We start from the raw sequence: 21,533 nt of genomic DNA on the forward strand, positions 1-21,533 counted from the left end.
CTTCTCCAAACTTATAGGAGTATCCGTCTTGGAAAACAATCAACAAGAATCCATCTCAAAAGTCAGCACTGAGTACGGCTCAGGCCAGATTAAAGTTCTCGAAGGTCTAGATGCCGTAAGAAAACGTCCTGGTATGTATATCGGTGATACAGGTATTCGTGGTCTTCACCACTGCGTTTATGAAATCGTTGATAACTCTGTAGATGAAGCCCTCGCAGGTTACTGTACGGACATCAATGTCATTATTCACATTGATAACTCAGTATCGGTTACTGATAACGGACGTGGTATTCCCGTTGACCTTCACCCTACTGAAAAAGTTTCAGGAGCTGAGCTTGTTTATACAAAGCTTCACGCTGGTGGAAAATTTAACGAAGAAGGCGGAGCTTACAAAGTATCAGGTGGATTGCACGGTGTAGGTGCTTCTGTTGTTAACGCTCTTTCAAAATGGGTTAAGCTTGAAATTAAAAAGAATGGAAAGCTTCATGAGTTAACGTTTGACCACGGTAAGGCAACTGCTCCATTGAAAGTCATTGGAGATCTTGATAATCCGAAAGAAACTGGAACGAAAGTTACTTTCAAACCAGACAACGAAATTTTTGAATTCCATGAATTCAACTACGATACTCTTGCTAACCGTTTCCGTGAGATGGCCTTCCTTAACCGCGGATTAAAAATCGTTCTAACTGATGAGCGTTCAGAAAAAGTCGACACTTTTCACTATGAAGGTGGTATTTCTGAGTTTGTTACATTCCTCAATAGAGCGAAAACTCCGATCCATAAAAAAGTTATCTACTTCGTGCAGACTAAGGATGATTACGAAGCAGAAATTTCAATGCAATGGACAGACTCGTACAACGAAGTCATCACTTCATATGCTAACAACATTTCAACTCCAGAAGGTGGAACACACGTTTCTGGATTTAAAACAGCTCTGACACGTGTACTTAACAACTATGCAAAAGATAACAACCTTCTAAAAAACATCAAAATCGCTCTTACGGGTGATGATATGAGGGAAGGCTTAACAGCAGTTGTTTCTGTAAAATTAAAAGAACCTCAATTTGAAGGTCAGACTAAGTCAAAACTTGGAAACAGTGAAGTTGAAGGGATTGTAAATTCACTAGTAGGTGAATCTCTAAAAACTTACCTTGAAGAAAATCCGGAAATCGGAAAACTGGTCATCAAAAAATCAGTTGATGCCGCTGCAGCGAGAGAAGCTGCTCGCCGTGCTCGCGAGCTTACTCGCCGTAAAAACGTTTTAGAGTTCTCTGGACTTCCAGGGAAAATGGCAGACTGTCAGGAATCAGATCCTGCTCAGTGTGAACTATACATCGTAGAAGGGGACTCTGCGGGCGGATCTGCAAAACAAGGTCGCGATCGCAGAGTACAGGCTGTTCTTCCACTTAAGGGTAAGATTCTTAACGTTGAAAAAGCTCGTTATGAAAAAATGTTGGCTTCAGATGAAATTAAAAACCTTATCCAGGCCCTGGGAACAGGTATTGGTAAGGATCAATTCAACATTGGAAAACTGCGCTACCATAAAATCGTTATCATGACCGATGCCGACGTCGATGGATCGCACATTAGAACTCTTCTTCTTACTCTACTCTACCGTCAATTCCCGGAGCTAATTGAGCAAGGGTATATCTACATCGCTCAACCACCTCTTTATAAATACAAAAAAGGGAAAATGGAGACGTACTTAAAAGACGATAAACGCCTTGAAGAGTACCTGATTAACAATGCAACTGATGACTCAAAAATTAGTATCAATGGAGAACTAGTTTCTGGAGATTCAGCTAAGCAGTTAATCAACAAAGAAAGCATGTACAGAAAAACTCTTTCTTACTACGACACTCACTATGATTCAGACCTTTTAAGAAGACTGATTGAAGATGGAATGCTTGGCGCTTCCGACATGAGCGACAAAGCGAAAGTTGAAGCAGAAGCTAAGAGACTTACTGATTTCTTCAAGCCGCTTGAGACTGAAACATTAAAGCAGTACTCAATTACGGTTGAAGAAGACTACGACACAAAAACCTTCTCTCTTCGTCTGAACATTAAAACTGCTTCAAGAACGAAAAGATTTAAAATCAGCCCGGGTTTCCTAAGATCGCCGGAATATGCTGATTTAGTTAACAGCTTTGACGGTATTAAAAAATACAGCAAAGCGACTTTTAAAATTGAACGTGAAAAAGACACAAGAGAGTTCGCATCTCTAACGGCATTCTCTGAATTCGTTATCGCGGATGGTAAACAAGGTGCATACATCCAACGTTACAAGGGACTAGGAGAAATGAACCCAGAGCAACTTTGGGAAACCACTATGAACCCTTCTAACAGAACACTTCTACAAGTAAGAATTGAAGATACGCTTGAAGCGGATCAGGTCTTTACAGTTCTAATGGGAGACCAGGTAGAACCAAGAAGAAAGTTCGTTGAAGAAAACGCACTGAATGCTAGAAACCTTGATGTGTAATACGTAAATTTTAGATTGTTAAAAAGGTAAAAAAATATGTCAGAAGAAAACAACAATAACACAATTAACCACGGAAATATTTCTCCGGTGGTCATTCAAGATGAGATGAAGAGCTGCTATCTCGATTACGCTATGTCGGTAATCGTTGGCCGTGCCCTTCCGGACGTTCGCGACGGGATGAAGCCGGTACATAGACGCGTTCTTTACGCTATGGACTCACTAAATAACTACCACAACAAGCCATTCCTAAAGTCTGCGCGTGTTGTTGGGGATATTATCGGTAAGTATCACCCACACGGTGACTATGCTGTATACCGTGCAATCGTTCGTCTAGCTCAGGATTTCTCAATGAGATACCCGCTGGTAGACGGGCAAGGGAACTTCGGATCGATCGACGGAGATAATGCGGCGGCGATGAGGTATACCGAGATCAGAATGAAGAAGCTTTCGGAAGAAATGCTGGCTGATCTTGATAAAGAAACAGTCGATTGGAACCCGAACTACGATGACTCTCTAGTTGAGCCAAGTGTTCTTCCAACAAAAATCCCTAACCTTTTAATCAACGGGTCTTCTGGTATCGCCGTAGGGATGGCAACAAACATTCCTCCACACAACTTATCAGAAATCATGAATGGTCTTCTTCTTCTAATCGACACTCCAACAGCTTCGATTGAAGATCTAATGAGAATCATCCCTGGGCCGGACTTCCCTACTGCTGGTACAATCCACGGTACAGAAGGAATTCGTTCTGCTTACCACACTGGTAAGGGTGTTCTTCAAATCAGAGCGAAAATCGACGTTGAACATAACGCTAAAAAAGACCGCGACTCAATCGTTATCACTGAACTTCCTTACCAGGTTAACAAAGCAAAACTAATTGAAAGAATTGCTGAACTTGTTAACGAAAAAGAACTTACAGGTATCTCAGATATCCGTGACGAGTCTTCGCGCGAAGGAATTAGAATCGTTATCGACCTTAAAAAAGGCGAAATCGCTACAGTTATCATTAACAAACTTTATAAAGCGACTCCGCTTCAAACTTCATTTGGTATCATTTTCCTTTCAATCGTTAACGGATCACCTCGTATCCTTAACCTGAAAGAGCAACTTCTTTTCTTCATCAACCATAGAAGAGAAATTGTTATAAGAAGAACTGTATACGAGCTAAAAAAAGCAAAAGAGCGCGCACATATCCTTGAAGGTTTAAAGATTGCTGTTGAAAACATCGACGCTATCGTTGAGCTTGTTAAGAAATCTGAAGGACCTCACCAAGCTAAAGCTCAGTTAATGAGCGTTTACTCTCTATCTGATATCCAAGCGCAAGCTATTCTAGATATGAGACTACAACGTTTAACTGGTCTTGAGCGCGATAAGATCATCAAAGACTACAACGACATCATGAAAGAGATCGCTCGCTTAGAAGGAATTCTTGGAAGTGAAGCTCAAATTACGGATATCATCCGCACAGAATTCAGAGAAGTTCTTGAAAACTACGGTGATAAGAGAAGAACTGAAATCATCGCGAAAGCTGATGAAATTCAGATGGAAGACCTGGTTAAAAACGAAGACGTTATCGTAACAATTACTCACAAAGGTTACGTGAAACGTATGGCGATGGACACTTACCGCACACAAAAACGTGGAGGTACAGGAGTAAAAGGTGCTGATGGAGCGGACGACGACTTCTACACATCTATCTTCATCGCTAACACTCACTCGACTCTATTTGTCTTCACAGATAAAGGACAAGTGTTCTCGATTAAGGTTTACAACATCCCAGAAGGAAACCGTACAACGAAAGGACGCAACATTGTTAACTTAATTCAATTACCACCAGGTGAGACAGTTAAGAACATCATGATTGCTCCAAGTGACGTTGAAGGAAAATTCCTAATGATCGCTACAGAGCGCGGTATTGTTAAGAAGTCAGAGCTTTCTGAGTACAAAAACATCCGTCAGTCTGGATTAACGGCAATTAAGATCGTAGACGGCGACAACCTTCTATCTGTAAAAATCACAGATGGGAAAAAAGACGTTCTTCTATGTTCTTCTTCAGGAAAAATCATTCGTTTTGCTGAAACAGACGCTCGTCCACTAGGGCGCGTTTCTCAAGGGGTAAAAGGGATTGAACTTAACGATGACGAGAAAATCATCGGTATGGAAATCATCGATGACTCTGTAGAAATCCTATCTGTTACATCTCAAGGTTACGGAAAACGTACTTCAGTATCTGAGTACAGAAAACAATCTCGCGGTGGTAAAGGTATCCTGGCGATGAGACTCAACGAAAAGAACGGTGACATCATCGACATTAAACCAGTTACAGATAAAGACGATCTAATGATCATCTCTGATAAAGGACAGGTAATCAGAACGAAAATTTCTGGTATCTCTCTAATGGGTAGAACAACTCAAGGTGTGCGTCTGATTAAACTTAAAGAAGGTGAATCAGTTGTAGCTGTAGAGAAAATCGTTGATCCAGATGATGATATCGAAGTAGTTGAAGGAGCAGCATCATCTGAAGCTCCAGCGGCAGCTTCTACACCTGCTGAAACTCCAGATTCTAACGAGTCTGGCGAAGAGTAAGATGTTTATTATTGAACTGACTTATAAAAAAGACATGAGCTTCGTGGAAAAACACCTCGAAGCTCATCGTGCTTTCTTAGATGAGTATTATGCCAAAGGTGTTCTTGTGGCCTCTGGCCCAAAGAATCCAAGAGATGGCGGCGTAATTATGGCCCGTGAAATGGATAGAAGCGAGCTAGAAAAAATCCTGGCCCTCGATCCATTCTGGAAAGAAGAAATCGCCAGTTTCAGAATTACTGAATTCGCCGTGACTAAAAGATCAGCAAACTTTAATTACTAGGAGTTCTTCATGAAGAAGATCTTTCCAAGTTTCTTATTCAAAGTTGTTACTGTCGCCACATTTGTGGTTTTCACCTCGTGCGACTTCACTCCCCCAATTAACCGCAAAATTATCGATGCCCAAAACTATATTACTGAGCAAGAGTACGCCAAAGCAGCTTATCTCTACGAAGACATTCTAAAGAGCAACCCTGCTCAGGATTTAAGGCTAAAAATCTGTTATCAGCTGGGTGAACTCTACTCTATTTACTTGGGCCAGTATAAAAAGTCGGTTTATTACTACAATGAAGTTAAAGAGCTGACAGAAGATCCACTTTGGTTGATTAAAACTGAAGAAAAACTGGCTGACGTAAACTTCAATTACTTAAAGAACTATAAAGATGCGATTAAAAACTACACTCGCCTTTCACAGTTTACCCCGAAACTAAAAAACTTCGATTTCTTTCAGCTGCAAATCGCTCTTTCATATTTTTATCTTAACGATAAAGAAGCCGCTCTTTCTCAGCTGACAAAAATTCAGTCTGACCCGAACCATGAGTACTTTATTCGTTCTTTTTATTACGTCGGACTCATCTACTTTGAGCAGAAAGATTTCAATAAGGCCCTCTATGTGTGGCTTGAGTACTTAAAGCGTGAAACGAAAAAAGAATATATTGTTCAGGCGAAGTTCATGGTCGCCAATGCTTATGAATCGACTGAAAACTTAAAGATGGCCTACGATATTTATTATTCTATCGCCAACGATTACCCGAATCCGGATGTTATTCAGAATAGATTGAACTCGCTTTATCAAAGAAGAGTTTCTAGAAGGCGCTAATACTTTATAAGTATTTTAAAAAACCGTAAGAAAGAATAAGAATTAATTATAGTTAAAACAGCATTTAAGTTCTTAATTTTGAAACAGAGATTGAATAAAACACAAAGGTATATAAGGGCGAGTAATGAATAAAAAGTGGATCCAAATCATGGGCTTGGCCATGAGTCTTCCATCGACAATTTTTATTGCGGCCTGGGGGGCTTTCCAACTCGTCAAACTCGGGATAATAAGCAAAGTCGTAGCAGTTTTAATCTTCCTGGCGATTGTAGGAAACATTTTGTTCCTCATGGTTTATTATGCATATAAGCGCAAAAATTGATTTCAAAAAATATGTACTCTTTTCAAGCATTTTGCTAATTATTTCCTATTTTTTATCCAGAAATTTCGAAGAACTTAAAGTCATGCTGACCATCTTTTTAGCGGCGTGCCTAAATCAATATATGTTGGTTAAAGGCGTTGAGAAGGTCACGAATCAGGCCGCAGGTAATGGAGAGGCGGACAAATCAGGGCTTATTGGACTTTTCATTGGAAAAGCAATTGTGCTCATCGTCGCGCTAACTTTAGGTGTACAAATCATGGGGAAAAGGATAATAATTCCAGTGCTAATTTATGTATTACAAATAGTTGTCCTCTACCTCAGTATGAAAAAACCTGAGGCAGAACAAGGGTCTAATAAATGAGAAAAATTTCACTCGTATCACTTCTTGCACTTCTTTCATCGAATGCACATGCATCTGGTGGTTTCACTTGGGTAACTCAGTTTGGTCACGCGACTGGATTAGATCATTTCTTTGAGCACCTGACTGGTGTTCATCACTACGATCACATTTTAACTTTCATTCTAGTTCTTCTAGCTCTAGTTCTAACTGGTGTTTACTACCGTGCTAAAACTAAAAACCTAGATGCAGCAGTTGTTCCTGATAAAGGAATCACATACAGAAACATCGTTGAACTTTACGGTTCATTTATCTACACACAAGCTCGCGCAGTTCTTGGAGAAAAAGATGCTCCTAAGTACTACTCATTTGTTGCGACAATGTTCCTTGTTATCTTCGTTTCAAACATGGTTGGATTAATCCCAGGATTCCTTCCACCAACAGAATCAATCAACACAACTCTTGCAGTTGGTGTCTTCTCGTTCATCTACTTCAACTTCAAAGGTTGTAAAGAATTAGGAACAATCAATTACCTTAAGCACTTTGCTGGACCACTATGGTACATGGCGATCTTAATCTTCCCGATCGAGATCATCTCAACATGTATTCGTCCAATCTCTCTGGCTCTTCGTCTTTACGGAAACATGTACGGGGACCACATGGTTCTTGGAACATTCTCAAATCTAGCACCACTATTAGTACCAATCGTATTCATGGTTCTAGGAATCCTGGTTTCATTCATCCAGGCTTATGTATTTACAATGCTATCAATGGTTTATATTAGTTTAGCGACTGCTCACCACGATCATGGTGATCACCACGCTCATCACTAAGAAAAAACCGAACTATTAACTTTTTTGTCTAAGGAGACAAACAAATGAAAAAGCTACCTTTAATTTTCTCTTTCCTAGTTCTAGTTGGTCTTGTTGCTCAACAAGCATACGCTCAAGGTGCAGAAGGCGCAGCAGCTGCTGGTCTTAACACTGTAGCAATCAAGTACATCGCTTACTTCTTCGCTCTAGGGATCGCTGTTTTCGGTGGTACACAAGCTCAATCTAAAGCTGCTTCAGTAGCTCTAGAAGGAATCGCTCGTAACCCAGCTGCAGCTGACAAAATCCAAACTCCAATGATTCTTGGTCTAGCACTTATGGAATCACTTGTAATTTTCGCTCTTATCTCTACTTTCCTTGTGTAATTTTTTTATTCGCAAGAATTCAAGATAAAAAAAGAGGGAGCTTTCGGGCTCCCTTTTTTTATGCCTAAAAGTGTTTCCATAGTATTAGAAATTTTTGTTGAAGTACAAAGGTGCACTTCTCTCCACGATGGTGGATTCATAAGGCGAATGCCTTTTGTATAAAGACGGGCCAACAAAAAAAAGATGGCCTAAAGAACGTATACAAAACTCACTCAGGCATAACAACATCCAGTTCAATTTCAAAAAACTCTTTAAAGCTTTCGTGAAATAGAAACTGAATTCTTTAAATTCTAAAAAACAGGCAAAACAATTCCTGTGAAACAAATGTTCCATATAAAGCTCCAATAAAATTAAAAATACTAAAAATTAAAACAACAAAACTAAAAACTACATTTGAGTTGATCCAAATTAATGACAATGAATGTGCTGAGAATAGTAGTGTGCTTTAGAGCTGGACGGGTTGAGACACACGACGATCAGTACAAATCATTTTGTTAATTGAAATCATAAATGTACCTCCTTCGTGTAAAAGTAATAACCTTTGTCAGAATAAACGTAGTTTAAATTTTTGTCAACATGGGGAAATAAATAAAAAAAGGGGCGCAAAGCCCCCGTATTTAATTACCACATGACTTAAGAACGTTGATGAGTTCGTCGCGAGAGTCGCATTGATACGATGAAAGTTTATCACAAGTGAAGACTGCACAGTCGACAACATCATAAGAAGCATTTTTACATTGGCCTAAAACTTCGAAGACTTCATCTCTATTGTCTAGTTGATACGCAGGAAGTTTGCTAGCAAAAAAATCAAAACATCTTGAACCAACAACACCACTACATTGATTAGCGATATCTTTCATTTCATCTAATGAATCACTTTGATATGAAGGAAGTTGCTTGATCACTCTCGCTACACAATCACCGCCATAATTTCCTCTACACATAGTTGTGACTTGTTTGATTTCATTAGGGCTATCACACATGTAGGAAGGAAGTTTTTCGCAAATAACTTTTGCACACGAGCTTGAATCAGGACGCGGGTAACATTGGTCTTCACCTTCGATAGATTTTTCAAAATCACTTAGCTTATTTTTATAATAAAGAAAAGAAAGTTGATCGACTTCAGAAGAAGCAAAGAGAGCTTGCGATGAAAGGACCAGGGATAAAATTAACCACTTCATAAAAACTCCTATTTAAAAAAACAATGAAGTTAGGTTAATGAATGAGATAATAAACAGCAAGGCGCTGACAGAGCATGAAAGCATTAAGAAATAAGTAGTGTCAGAAAGACTCTAGAATTTTGATTCACCAGAGAAGATCTTTTCTCCATTGAGAAGAACGTCATATGTGATTGGACAGACTTTGCTTAGCATGAGACTCACGCCGCAATACTTTGTCATAGAAGCTTCGCACGCTTTGATTGCCATATCTTTGTTAACTTCCCCACCGATCTTATAGATCAAGTGAATGTCGGAAAAGTATGAAGGCGTTGTTTTGGTCATGTTGGCCTTAGCATTAATGTCGAGAGTAAGAAGAGGCTCTTTTTTATTTTCTAAGATTGAAGCGATATCCATTCCGGCACAGGCACTGATGGCATTAAGAAGCATTTCTTTTGGACTCGGCCCGCGGTTTAAGCTTCCATTGGCAAGAGTTGTATCGAGTTGAGTTTCATGACCTCTAACATTTCCAGTAAAACTTAGTTTGGTATTCCATTTAACGTTAGCTTCCATGAAAACTCCTTCTTATAATGTGCTCATCTTGGATAAAAAGATGGCAGCGGCATTAGCAGCATTTAGGTGTGCTACTTGCGGATCAATTTTGATTTTTAATACAGTGTCTGAAAGATTGAGAATGTCTTGGTCAATTCCATGGCCTTCACTGCCAATGATAAGAATGCACTTCTCAGGGAATTTATAATCAGCAACATCAACTGAGCCTGGGATATTGGCCGTTGATAAAATAGTGTACCCCAGCTCTTTAAGTTTTTTTAGATCGCCTCTGAAATTAACAGCATGGTGTGTTTTCATGGCGAAGATATTTCCCATAGAAACACGGATACAGCGTCTTAGATAAGGAGAGCAGGTTTTTTCATCCATCAGTATGGATTTAATTCCAAAGGCAGCACTTGAGCGGACAATGCTCCCTACATTTTCAGGAGAAGTGAGTCCATTAAGGGCAATGATTCTGTTATCGAGTTGATCGAGGGCAAAATCTTTTGGTTTTTCGGCCAAGGTTAGAACTTCAAACTCAATTTTAAATCCGGCGACAGACTCGAGTACCTTTTTTTCGGCGGAAAAGATGTTTTCACCAGAAAGCTTATGCTTTTCGATAAAGGCCGGCGTTGCCAGGACTTTATGAATCGGTTTATTGCTCGCTATTAATTGCAAGAAAAGCTTTTCTGCTTCAGCAATGATGAGGTCTTTTGAATTGAGTACATGATCACGGATTGAGATAAACTCTGCAATCCGTGGATCGTTGGCGTCTGTAATATGAATCATGCTTTTAGAACTTTCTTTAAATATTTACCAGTAATTGATTTCGGGTTTTTGGCCACTTCTTCCGGAGTTCCCGTTGCCACCACTTCTCCTCCACCTGCTCCACCTTCAGGTCCTAGGTCAATCACGTGGTCGGCCGTTTTAATAACATCGAGGTTGTGTTCGATAATTAAAAGAGTGTGACCTTGATCAACTAACTGCTGAAGGGCCGAAAGAAGGATTTTAATATCCTGGAAGTGAAGACCTGTTGTTGGCTCATCAAGAACATAGAGACAGTGCCCTTTCGTTCTTTTTGAAAGTTCGCGAGAGAGTTTTAATCTTTGAGCTTCACCGCCCGAAAGAGTTGTCGCTGGCTGCCCTAGTTTCATATAACCTAGACCAACTGAGCGAAGTGTTTCTAAGACGCGAGAGATTTTAGTGTGGTTTTTAAAGAACTCACAGCCTTCTTCTATCGACATCTCTAGAACTTCAGCGATGTTTTTTCCTTTATACAGAACAGAAAGAGTCTCAGCATTGTAACGAGTACCCTTACATTCCGTACAAGTGATATAAACATCTGGAAGGAAGTGCATTTCAATTTTCTTTACACCGTTACCTTCACACTCTTCACAGCGGCCACCTTTAACGTTGAAGCTAAAGCGTCCTGTTTTATATCCTCTGACTTGCGATTCATTTGTTGAAGCAAAAATGTCGCGGATATCATCAAAGAGTCCGGTATAAGTTGCCGGGTTTGAGTGTGGAGTTCTTCCGATTGGAGACTGGTCAAGTTCGATAACCGTCTTGATTTCATCTACGCCGGCAAGAGCATTATAGTTAGCCTTTGAATAAAGAGTTTTATGAGTATTAGTTAAGTGTGTTTTTAAAGCAGGAACTAAAACCTTGTGAACAAGAGTCGATTTCCCTGAACCACTCACCCCTGTCACACACACTAATCCCCCAAGTGGGAAATTAACATCGAGTTTTTTTAGGTTGTGCTCAGTCGCTCCAGTTAACTTTAAAAACTTAGTCGCTTTCTTTCTGGTTTGAGGAACTGGAATGCGGTCAACACCAGAGAGAAATCTGGCCGTTAATGATTTTTTATCATTTAAAAGTTTTGGAAGTGGTCCATGAGAAACAATGGTTCCTCCGTGAATTCCCGCTCCAGGCCCCATATCGATAATGTAATCACTTTCATTCATTGTATCTTCGTCGTGTTCAACAACTAAAACAGTGTTTCCCAGGTCGCGAAGAGTTTTTAGTGTTTTAATTAGGCGGTCGTTGTCTCTTTGGTGAAGACCAATACTTGGCTCATCTAAAACATAAAGAACGCCAGAAAGAGCGGAACCGATTTGAGTTGCCAGTCTGATACGCTGAGACTCACCACCGGAAAGAGTCATGGCTCCTCGATTTAACGTCAGGTAGCTTAGACCGACATCATTTAAGAAGCGCAAGCGTGAAATGATCTCTTTAAGTAGCTTTTCCGCGATGATTTTCTTTTCACCATCTAATTTGATGGTATTTAGGTATTCAAAACAATCAAAGATTGAAAGTGTACATAGATCCATGATGTTCTTGTCGCCGATCTTTGTGGAAAGAGCGATGCGATTTAAGCGCAGCCCCTTACAAGACGGACAACATTTAATGTTCATGTATTTTTCTAGTTCGATGCGGACTTTATCCGATCCACTTTCTAGGTATTTTTTCTCCAGCCATGCCGAAAGGCCTGGGAAAGCTTTTGAGAATTCGAAGTGTGAATTTTCTGAAGTAAATGAGTAACGGTAAACTTTATCTGAACCGTTAAAAAGAATATCTTTAAACTTCTTTGGAAGTTTTCTAAAAGGCAGGCTTACGTCTGCACCCTCTTCTTCGGCAATGGTTTCGACCATCTTATAAAGGAATGAACTTTTCTTAGAAATAGGAGTGATGGCCCCTTCCAGAAGTGGAAGGCTTTCATCAAAGATCATCAGGTCAATATCAAAAATCTTTGTTTCCCCTAACCCATTACAAACTTCGCACGCACCGATTGGTGAGTTGAAAGAAAACAGACGTGGCTCAAGCTCAGGATAGATTTTATCGCCGTTTGTTGATTTATTATGCTCAGAAAAATTCAGGACTTTATTGTCGTTAACCAGGATTTGAACGTTTCCTTCTGCAAGCTTTAAGGCGTATTCAATAGAGTCGGCCAGGCGCTTTTCGACATCGTCTTTAAGCACGATACGATCGACAACGATATCTAATTGGTACTTTCCTTTAGGAGCTTTGATATCTTCATCAAGCTGGATCATCTCGCCATTTAAACGAGCGCGGGTAAATCCCATCGTCTGGAACTTGCTTGAGATTTCTTTGAACTTAATTTTATCGTTATAAGGAATAGGTGCAAGGATTTGTAGCTTGGCCTTATCCCCTGATTTTAAAACTTCTCTTGTGATCTGGCTTGGCGTGTATCTTCTGACTTCAACACCTGTGTCTGGATCATAAAGAGTTCCGATACGAGCATAAAGAACGCGCAGGTAATCGTAGATTTCAGTTGTCGTTCCAACAGTTGATCTTGGGTTTTTACTAGATGTCTTTTGGTCAATGGCAATCGCCGGGCTTAGGCCCGTGATTGATTCAACTTCTGGTGGCTGGTATTGACCTAAGAATTGTCTGGCATAACTTGAAAGAGATTCAATATAACGTCTTTGCCCTTCCACATAAATAGTGTCGAAAGCCAAAGAGGATTTACCTGAACCTGATGGCCCAGTGATAACAGTAAGAGTGTTTTTTGGGATGCTGATGGTGACATCCTTCAAATTATGAACCGCTGCTTTTACAACGTTAATTTCGTTTATCGACATACTTCATAACCTCGAAAGCTTGTTTAAAGAGAAAAATCAGGCCGGTTGGGTTAGCTTTATTTTTACCATATAAATCGAAAGCTGTGCCGTGATCAACGCTTAGACGCAAAAATGGAAGTCCCATGGAGATGTTTAATCCGATGAGTCCGTGCATCGCTTTGAATTGGGCAAGACCTTGATCGTGAAACATATAAACAAATAACTGCTTCTTTGTTTCATCATGGTGCATGTGAAGTGTATCACCAGAATACGGGCCTTTGAATTCTAATTTGTGTTTCTTTTTTAATTGGTCAATGGCAGTGGTGATAATTTTATCTTCGCTTCCTAAGATTCCGTTTTCACCAACGTGTGGATTGATTCCAGAGAAGATCACTTGTTCATAATCAAAGAAATATTTTTTATAAAACTCAATCGTCGTATTGGTTTTCTCAACAATCAGATCGGTGGTGATAACTTTTGTCACATCTTTGAGCGCCACATGATCGGTGATTAAAAGAACATTTTGTGAAGTTCCTTTAAATGTCATAGAGATGTTTTTGTTATTGAAGTATTCACGGAAAAACTCTGTGTAACCGGCTAGGCTTTTCCCATTATGGATCAATTGATTTTTTGAGGTGGGAAGAGTCACTAAAATATCTTCAGGCTTAATCACGTTTAAAACATGAACCAGTGAAGATGTTGAAGAAGGAATTCCTTTTTCTAGTTTTGGATGAATGAGATTAAGATCATTGAAGTTTTCTTTTCTAAAACCCAGGTCCTTAAAATTAGTATTTAGGTCCTGCTCATTAACTACGAGTGCAACGTCTTTCTTCTCTTCTTTAGAGAGAAGTAAAAAGGCCTTAAGAAAGATCTCGAGACCAATGCCCCTTTCGTGTCCTTGAGTTACATAGATCATCTCTTAATTCCATTAGAGAGAAATTTTGATGTAGTGCTTGTTTCTTTCTCTTTCAAACCACACAGCCGTTTCAGACTTTACGGCCTTTTCAAAAAGTTGATCTTTAATCTTATCTTTTTGAGAAGCGAAAGCTTCAGTTTCTACCAGGTCTTTTTTCCCAAGATAGAAAACGTGGTACTGGTTATTGATAACGATTGGAGTCGTTAGTGCGCCTTCGTCAGTTTCCTTTAGAAGGTTTTTAAGTTCAGTTGTCACCCCTTCTTCACTGATGTCTTCAAGATTTGTCACTGTTAGTGTTGAGTAAGCTTCAGGTAAAACGCCATTAATACGGTATTGTTTTACGATTTCTTCCATCTGGCCTTTTGTTGGTTTAGAAACAACATCTTTTCCAACAGCATAGTCGATTAAAGAGTATTTGAAGTTAAGGCGCGAGTCCTTAATGTTGTTTTTGTAATAAGTGTTTTTTACATCTTGTTCAGAGATAGCGATAAGTGGAGAGACAACGCGGTTAACGAAGTAGCTGTACTCGATAGCTTCTCTTAATGTTTCAAAGTACTCATCAAATGAAGTTCCTTGCTGCTTTAAAAATCCCATTAAAGATTTTCTATCAACGCCCAGGCGTTCCTGGTTTGATTTAATCTGAGCTTCGACCTGGTCATCAGTAATAGTGTATCCAAGTTCAGAGAGCTTAGCGCGGATTAAGTATTTGTTGATTGCAATCTGCAGAAGTTCGTCATTTGAGTATGCGTTTTTGTCATAGATCATCGGAGCAACGTTCTTTTTGATAGCTAGGTTGCTGTTGGTTCTATTGATTTGTGAAAGAGTGATGATGTTGTCGTCTACGATGGCCGCGATTTTATCGAGAAGTTTAGCTTCGGCGGAAAGAGAGATCAGAAGAGTTGCGAGAAAAAAAAGCGACTTGCGAGTTTCATTTTAACCTACTAAAACTTAAAACCTTATAGGGTTATTAGAGTAAGTTATCTGATATTACTACGCAAGTCGCAAGGCTATTGTAAGCTGTCTATTTTAACCATTCTTTATTAACAGTAATTTTTGCACCTTTACGTGCGTCAGCAAAGTATTCTTCAAGGATCTTGTCACGTTTTTGGTCGTAAACAATCTTCTTGTATAGTGCTGGGTCAACTTCTTTCCACTCCTTAACCCCTAGAACTTTAATGATGTGATACCCGAACTGAGTTCTTGTTGGAGGTGAAATGTATCCGTTAGCTTTTCCGTTGATTGCTCTGAAGTATTCTGGAGCGTATTTAATTGCTGGCAGGTAACCAAGATCCCCTGCTGCTGGAGCAGTTGAGCTTTGAGAGTACTTGTTAGCAAGTTCCGGCCATTGTTGTGGTTTTGATTGAAGTTGTTTGTAAACTTCCAGAGACTTTTTCATTGCTTCTTCAACTTCGGCCTTGTCTGGAGCGACTCTTACGCGGAAAAGAATATGAGCTGTGCGGTATTCTTTGTTTTTAGCGTAGTAATCTTGTGCTTCTTTGTCTGAAACCTGGATGCCTTGAAGTTTCTTTTCTAAATCTTTTGAGATTTGAGCATGGTAGAGAACGTCTTCCATTTTTGACTTAACAATTGGGTCATCTTGAAGTTTCGCTTCTTTTGCTTTTTTGATCCCGATTTCGCGGTTGATAATGTCATTGAGAACTTTTTCTTTTGTAACGATTTTGTCCGAAACAAACATCAGGTTTTGTTCGAAGGCCTGATCAAGTTGTCCTTTCTTAATTTCCACACCGTTTACTGTCGCAACAATAGCTTCAGGGTTAGTGTTTCTTGGGTTCGTTGCTGGCTGCTCCTTATCTTGAGCGTAAGCCGACACTGAAAATGCCAGGGCAAGAATCGATAAGTAATTTGATGTCTTCATCACTATTATCCTCAGAAAAGTTAATTCTTTAACACGCAATAATGTATGTACTTTTAATGATAGCAGAAAATAAAAAAAGGAAGTGTAAATTCCTGAAAAAATGCTCCAGTGGAGCATTTTACCGGTTTTAGTCTATTAATAAGATCAGATATTTTTAAGAGTTTTAGGAATGCTAAGATGGAATTAAATGTTCACTAATCGACTTAGAAAACTTGAGTAAGTCATTCTGAGTGACCGCTGTTTTTTGGTTATAGATAACTCGATAATCTGGAGTAAATTGATAGATTTTTGGTCTTGAGATAAAGAAGTTCACTACGCGATCACGCAGATCTGGGTTGGCTTCAAGAAACTGCTTATCAAACTTTAATGTAATGGCCGTTCCACCAACCTGAACAGATTTTAGTCCAAGTGTTTGCAGGAAAATTCTCGTTTCTAAAACCATAAATAGATTTGAAAGCTCTTCGCTGAAAAGTCCGTAAACATCCTGGAATTCTTCTCTGATATTTTCCAGAAGTTGATGAGTTTCACAGTTTGAAAGACGTTTGTACTGCTTCAGGCGCTCGCTTGCATCACTGATATAGTGATTTGGAATGAAGGCCGGAAATGGAGTGAGAATTTCGATGTCCTTTTTAAGAATTTTTCTTTCTCCACGCAGCTCATGGATGGCATCTTTTAGAAGTTCCATATAAAGCTCAAGCCCAACTGCTTCTACGTGCCCGGATTGTGTCGCTCCTAAAATATCGCCTGCCCCGCGGATTTCTAAGTCGACAGAAGCAATGTTAAATCCAGCACCCATATCAGCGTAAGTTTGCAGAGCGTGTAGCCTCTTTTGGGCGATTGTCGAAATTTCGCGCATGCGCGGGACAACAAAGTAAGCGTAGGCTTTTTTATCTGAGCGTCCGATTCTTCCTCGTAGCTGATGCAGTTGTGCCAGACCGTAAGTGTCGGCGCGGTCGATGATCATCGTATTGGCATTGGGAATATCAATCCCCGATTCAATAATTGTAGTGGCGATAAGGACCTGGTATTGACCATTGTAAAAAGAGTTAATGCGATCTTCGAGTTCTTTTTCACCCATTTGCCCGTGAGCAAAAGTGATTTTTGCTTCGGGAACAAGTTCTCTGATTGAAGCTGCGTACTGTTCAATGTCGCTTACTTTATTGTGAACAACAAAGACTTGTCCCCCACGTTGAAGCTCTTTTTGAAGAGCATTCTGAATAGTGAGTTCGTCTTCTTTAATAACGTAACTTTTAATTGACTGACGTCTTGGAGGTGCTGTTTTAATCAGTGATAAATCGCGCAGACCAAGGAAGGCCATTTGCAATGTGCGAGGAATCGGAGTTGCTGTTAAAGTCAGGAAATCAACCGAAGCTTTCATGAGTTTTAGCTTCTCTTTATGCCCAACTCCAAAGCGCTGCTCTTCATCGACAATAACTAATCCAAGATCAGAGAATTTTAATTGATTTGAAAGAAGTTTGTGAGTCCCGATTAAGATATCGATCTCCCCTTTTTCTGCTTTCTCTAAGATTTCCTTAGATTCTTTCGCTGATTTAAAGCGCGAGATAAACTCGATGCGAACTGGGAATTCTTTAAAGCGCTTTGAAAAAGAGTTGTAGTGTTGAAGCGCCAGAATGGTTGTTGGTACCAGGACTGCAACTTGCTTTCTGTCTTCAACAGCTTTGAAAGCGGCACGCATGGCCACTTCAGTTTTACCAAAACCAACGTCGCCACAAACCAGATAATCCATTGGCACAGGTTTTTGCATAGCCTCGAGCACTTCCTGAATAGCTCGTGCCTGATCTGGTGTCTCTTCAAATGGGAAGGCCAGTTCAAATTCTTTATATAAATGATCGGGAGGAGAAAAAGCGTAAGCAGAAGAAGACTGTCTTTCGGCCTGTAGCTTTAAAAGATCAAAGGCCAGGGCCTTGGCCGATGTACGTGCTTTAGCTTTTAGAACCTGAAACTTATTAGTGCGAAGGCTGTCCGATTTTAAAGAGGCAGCAGCATCAGCATGTTTTTGAATCAGGTTTAATTTATAAACCGGAACGTAAACTTTATCGTTGTCGGCATATTTTAAAACGAGGAAATCACTCTTATCACCGGCGATATCCAACGCTTCAAGACCGAGGTATTCACCGACTCCATATTCACTGTGAATAACATAGTCACCGCTTTTAAGTGTCGCCAGTTGTTCAGCGAAAAGATCGAGGTCAACTTTTTTGTATTTCTGAGCTTTTGTTTTTTTAGCAGCAAACAAGTCTCCGTCACTGATGATCAGAAACTTCTCGCCATCATAGTAAAAACCCTCAGAAACCCTGAACGGTAAAAATTCTATTCTCTTTTTCAAATCACCAGAAAAACCCTGAAGGTCAATCAAGTGCTGAATCTCACCTTTTGATGAATCACTATAAGAAGAAAAATAAATTTTCCCCTGATACTCAAAGTGCTTCTTGATAAAATCGAGTGCAGCCTTAATGTATTCAGGTTTTGAAAGGGCCGGGTTGATGTGTTCGTTTAAAAACGTTTTTGTTTTAATTAAACGCAGGTCAACGGAATCGGCAATATCACCAAAAGTCATATTGAGGTTGAGTTGATCAACCAAAATAACTTTGCTGTTCTTCATGTTGTCGATGAAAGAAAAATCATAAATTTTATTGTAAATCGGAAGAATGTTTTCGCTGTTGATATTTTCTTCAGCATTATCAAACTCAAAACGCATTCCCTCTGCATATTCAAGATAAGCTCTTTCCGTTTCATTAGCGTTTAAGATGCTAACTTGAGTTTGCGCGAGATCGAAATAATGAAAAATTGTTTCCGGGTCTTTGAAAAATAATGGCACGTAGACCGGATAATTTTCAAAAAGAAGTCCGTCACTCAGGCGTGCAAAGAGCGCTTTTCTAAATTCGAATTTATTTTTAAACGCTGGTCCTGGTTGTGGAAGATTTTCTCTTAAAGTCACAGGAAAATCATGATGTGCCAGGATTCCTGCGGCAGGTGTGATACAAACAGTATTTATCGAATGATCACGCAGTGTTTTTTGCGTATCTAAGTCGATGGCAAAAATACTTTCGATTAAATCATCGAAGTACGACAGTCTCACGGGGTTGCCACCAACTGGGTAGATGTCGAAGATCTGCCCTTTTTGAATAAATGTTCCCGGTTCTTCGACAGATGTGGCCGAAGAATACCCCATGCTCACCAATTTTTTTGCAAGGTCAATTGGTGCGATGATGTCATCTGGCCTGATGATAAAACTAAATTCATTGAAGAACTGTCTCGGAGGTGTTCTGAGTGAGAGTGCTTCAAAGCTTGTGATAAGAATAAATTTTGTTTTCGTTTGATCGAGTCTCGTGAGTTTGCTCAACACTTCAAGTCGATCATAAAAGTTTTTCTCAGAGGAAATCACTCCGGAATACGGCGATGCTTCAAGTCCCGGGTAAAACATTAATTCTATGTTGTTTTCGCTCTGGGCCAATTGAAGAGAGTTGAAAAAGTCTTCGGCTTCGTCGTTCGTAGGAGCAATAATCAGCTGCGATTTTTTGAGAAATAATTTCGTATTTTCTCGCAAAAATGTGTTGAGAATGAACGACCACTGCTCCGTGGTTGCACCGTATAAATTTAGTGGAGATGAAGCATGTTCATCCCATTCTAAGATCTTTTGAAGCAGGGAATTAAAGTGACTCATATGACTATCATTTCAACTAATAAAACATTTCCAAGATATTATATTTTCGTGTAATCTAAGGAAACTAAAAAAATAGGATTTTTTTCTCGGAGATCAAGATGTCGACATTTAATCTAGACGTCTACATGCCCGTCGTAATTTTAATTGCGCTCGCACTACTTGTGGCAGGTGGATCACTCTTTTTGGGGAGCTTAATTCGCCCTCACAACCCAAACAAACTGAAGGAAACTGCATACGAGTGTGGTGAAGAGCCTGTTGGTACTGCTTGGGCGAACTTTAACATCCGTTTCTACGTTATCGCGCTTATCTTCATCATTTTCGATGTTGAAAGTGCTTTGATGTTTCCTGTAGCGGCTGTGTTCAAAAAATTCAATGAAATCGGAATGGGTGGGACGCTTCTTATGTCGATCCTTACTTTCGTTCTTGTTCTTGTAGCTGGGATTGTATACTGCTGGAAAAAAGGCGACCTTGACTGGGTTAAAAGCTTTCAGCACGTCAATCAGGATGCTCCTACTTTCGGGAAAAAGGACTAGGCATGAATTCAACTGTAGTATCTTATTTTGCACAATCGAATGAATTTCAAAACGTCGTTGGATGGCTTTCAAAAGTTTTAGGCTTTGATGCTTCTTCACTCGTTGCTTTTATTATCTTCGCAATCTTCGCGCTGATCATCGTTGGAGCTATGGCAACAATCGGTGGTCTTGGTACATACGCTGAAAGAAAGATCTCAGCCGATCTTCAAGCTCGTATGGGTCCAAACCGCGTTGGTCCATTTGGTCTTCTTCAATTCCTGGCCGACGGGGTGAAGATGATCATGAAAGAAGACATCGTAACAACAAACGCAGACAGGTTTACATTCAACCTTGCTCCTGTTCTTTGTATGGTTGGTGTTTTTGCAACTCTAGCTGTTGTTCCTTATTCAAGTGGTTTCATGCTGGCGGATCTTAACGTTGGTATTTTCTATCTTGTTGGTATGGCCTCTCTTGTGGGTGTTGGGGTATTCCTTGGTGGATACGCTTCAAACTCAAAGTGGTCTATGCTTGGTGGTATGAGAGGTGCTTCACAAATCATCTCTTACGAAATCCCAGCTACAATCACAATCATTTCTATCGTTCTTCTTGCTGGTGGATTATCAATGAAAACATTGATCAACGGCCAAGGTGGAGCACCACACGAGTGGTTCCTTCTTCATAACCCGTTTGCTTTCATCGGTTTCTTTGTTTACTTCATTTCAGCTCTTGCTGAAACAAACCGTGCACCATTTGACTTACCTGAAGCTGAATCTGAACTAGTTTCTGGTTACCACACTGAATATTCTGGTATGAAGTTCGGTCTATTCGCTCTTGCTGAATACATCGAAGTTTTCGTTGTTTGTGGTGTAGCTGTTGCCCTATTTCTTGGTGGATACAAAGTTCCTTTCGACCTAGGGACTGGAGCGATCCTTGTTGAGAAGCTTGGCCTAGATGCAATGCTTGCTCAAAACGTTGGACAGCTTCTTGAACTTGGAGCTTTCTTCACAAAAACTCTGGCTCTTTACTATGTAGTTATCTGGGTACGTTGGACGCTTCCACGTCTTCGCGTTGACCAACTGATGACACTTTGTTGGAAATACTTAACTCCAATCGCAATTTTCAACCTATTAGGTTGCGCGATCTGGATGTATGCATTTGATGGAAAATCAATTTTTACTTTAATTATGGCAGCTGCTTCTGGCGGCGGTGCTCATCACTAATTAAAGGATAGGGAGAATA

General features: G+C 39.9%; 17 protein-coding genes. 9 read left to right on the top strand and 8 right to left on the bottom strand.

Going from position 1 to position 21,533, the window contains the following annotated elements; genetic code table 11:
• Positions 1–28 precede the first annotated feature (28 nt).
• The 7 genes from gyrB to ACN20O_RS08160 all read left to right on the top strand — a co-directional run bounded on the left by gyrB (position 29) and on the right by ACN20O_RS08160 (position 8,015).
• Positions 29–2,482, top strand: coding sequence for a DNA topoisomerase (ATP-hydrolyzing) subunit B (gene gyrB / locus ACN20O_RS08130; protein WP_491638882.1), 2,454 nt, complete (start codon positions 29–31; stop codon positions 2,480–2,482).
• A 36-nt stretch (positions 2,483–2,518) separates the two neighbouring features.
• The gene (gene gyrA, locus ACN20O_RS08135; RefSeq protein ID WP_491638884.1) at positions 2,519–5,068 is read left to right on the top strand and encodes a DNA gyrase subunit A; all 2,550 of its coding nucleotides are present in this window, start codon (positions 2,519–2,521) and stop codon (positions 5,066–5,068) included.
• 1 nt (position 5,069) lies between these two features.
• Positions 5,070–5,348 carry a YciI family protein gene (locus ACN20O_RS08140; protein WP_491638886.1) on the top strand — a complete coding sequence of 93 codons (279 nt, stop codon included), beginning with the start codon at positions 5,070–5,072 and terminating at the stop codon, positions 5,346–5,348.
• Positions 5,349–5,357: 9 nt separating this feature from the next.
• Complete coding sequence (locus ACN20O_RS08145) at positions 5,358–6,164, top strand: tetratricopeptide repeat protein (RefSeq protein WP_491638888.1); 807 nt, start codon at positions 5,358–5,360, stop codon at positions 6,162–6,164.
• Positions 6,165–6,460: 296 nt separating this feature from the next.
• A complete protein-coding gene (locus tag ACN20O_RS08150) occupies positions 6,461–6,844 on the top strand; it encodes a hypothetical protein (protein WP_142410278.1) in 384 nt (127 codons plus the stop codon).
• Positions 6,841–7,653: a F0F1 ATP synthase subunit A gene (atpB, locus tag ACN20O_RS08155; protein WP_491638890.1), complete on the top strand. Its 813-nt coding sequence runs from the start codon at positions 6,841–6,843 to the stop codon at positions 7,651–7,653. Before ACN20O_RS08150 ends, atpB begins: the two co-directional genes overlap by 4 nt.
• 44 nt (positions 7,654–7,697) lie before the next feature.
• Positions 7,698–8,015: an ATP synthase F0 subunit C gene (locus tag ACN20O_RS08160; protein WP_142410276.1), complete on the top strand. Its 318-nt coding sequence runs from the start codon at positions 7,698–7,700 to the stop codon at positions 8,013–8,015.
• A gap of 617 nt (positions 8,016–8,632) precedes the next feature.
• Here the strand turns inward: ACN20O_RS08160 and ACN20O_RS08165 are convergent.
• From ACN20O_RS08165 to mfd, 8 genes are all read right to left on the bottom strand, one after another.
• Positions 8,633–9,196: a hypothetical protein gene (locus ACN20O_RS08165; RefSeq protein WP_491638892.1), complete on the bottom strand. Its 564-nt coding sequence runs from the start codon at positions 9,194–9,196 to the stop codon at positions 8,633–8,635.
• Positions 9,197–9,307: 111 nt separating this feature from the next.
• Complete coding sequence (locus tag ACN20O_RS08170; RefSeq protein WP_491638894.1) at positions 9,308–9,745, bottom strand: OsmC family protein; 438 nt, start codon at positions 9,743–9,745, stop codon at positions 9,308–9,310.
• Between the two features lie 12 nt (positions 9,746–9,757).
• The gene (locus tag ACN20O_RS08175; protein WP_491638896.1) at positions 9,758–10,513 is read right to left on the bottom strand and encodes a TrmH family RNA methyltransferase; all 756 of its coding nucleotides are present in this window, start codon (positions 10,511–10,513) and stop codon (positions 9,758–9,760) included.
• Positions 10,510–13,326, bottom strand: a complete 2,817-nt coding sequence (gene uvrA / locus ACN20O_RS08180; RefSeq protein ID WP_491638898.1) for an excinuclease ABC subunit UvrA — start codon at positions 13,324–13,326, stop codon at positions 10,510–10,512. Before uvrA ends, ACN20O_RS08175 begins: the two co-directional genes overlap by 4 nt.
• Complete coding sequence (locus ACN20O_RS08185; RefSeq protein ID WP_491638900.1) at positions 13,307–14,221, bottom strand: 4-hydroxythreonine-4-phosphate dehydrogenase PdxA; 915 nt, start codon at positions 14,219–14,221, stop codon at positions 13,307–13,309. The genes uvrA and ACN20O_RS08185 overlap by 20 nt, the downstream gene beginning before the upstream one ends.
• Positions 14,222–14,233: 12 nt before the next feature.
• Entirely contained in the window at positions 14,234–15,115 is an 882-nt protein-coding gene (locus ACN20O_RS08190) for a peptidylprolyl isomerase (protein WP_491639274.1), read from the bottom strand.
• A 127-nt stretch (positions 15,116–15,242) separates the two neighbouring features.
• Positions 15,243–16,097, bottom strand: coding sequence for a peptidylprolyl isomerase (locus ACN20O_RS08195; protein WP_158649502.1), 855 nt, complete (start codon positions 16,095–16,097; stop codon positions 15,243–15,245).
• 172 nt (positions 16,098–16,269) lie between these two features.
• The gene (gene mfd / locus ACN20O_RS08200; RefSeq protein ID WP_491638902.1) at positions 16,270–19,782 is read right to left on the bottom strand and encodes a transcription-repair coupling factor; all 3,513 of its coding nucleotides are present in this window, start codon (positions 19,780–19,782) and stop codon (positions 16,270–16,272) included.
• A gap of 98 nt (positions 19,783–19,880) precedes the next feature.
• On the opposite strand from mfd, the gene ACN20O_RS08205 reads away from it, so the two are divergent.
• Together ACN20O_RS08205 and nuoH are read left to right on the top strand one after the other, a co-directional pair.
• A complete protein-coding gene (locus tag ACN20O_RS08205; RefSeq protein WP_102241830.1) occupies positions 19,881–20,315 on the top strand; it encodes an NADH-quinone oxidoreductase subunit A in 435 nt (144 codons plus the stop codon).
• A 2-nt stretch (positions 20,316–20,317) separates the two neighbouring features.
• A complete protein-coding gene (nuoH, locus tag ACN20O_RS08210) occupies positions 20,318–21,514 on the top strand; it encodes an NADH-quinone oxidoreductase subunit NuoH (RefSeq protein WP_491638904.1) in 1,197 nt (398 codons plus the stop codon).
• Positions 21,515–21,533 lie beyond the last annotated feature (19 nt).

It is taken from the genome of Bacteriovorax sp. As-1 (genome assembly GCF_058446905.1).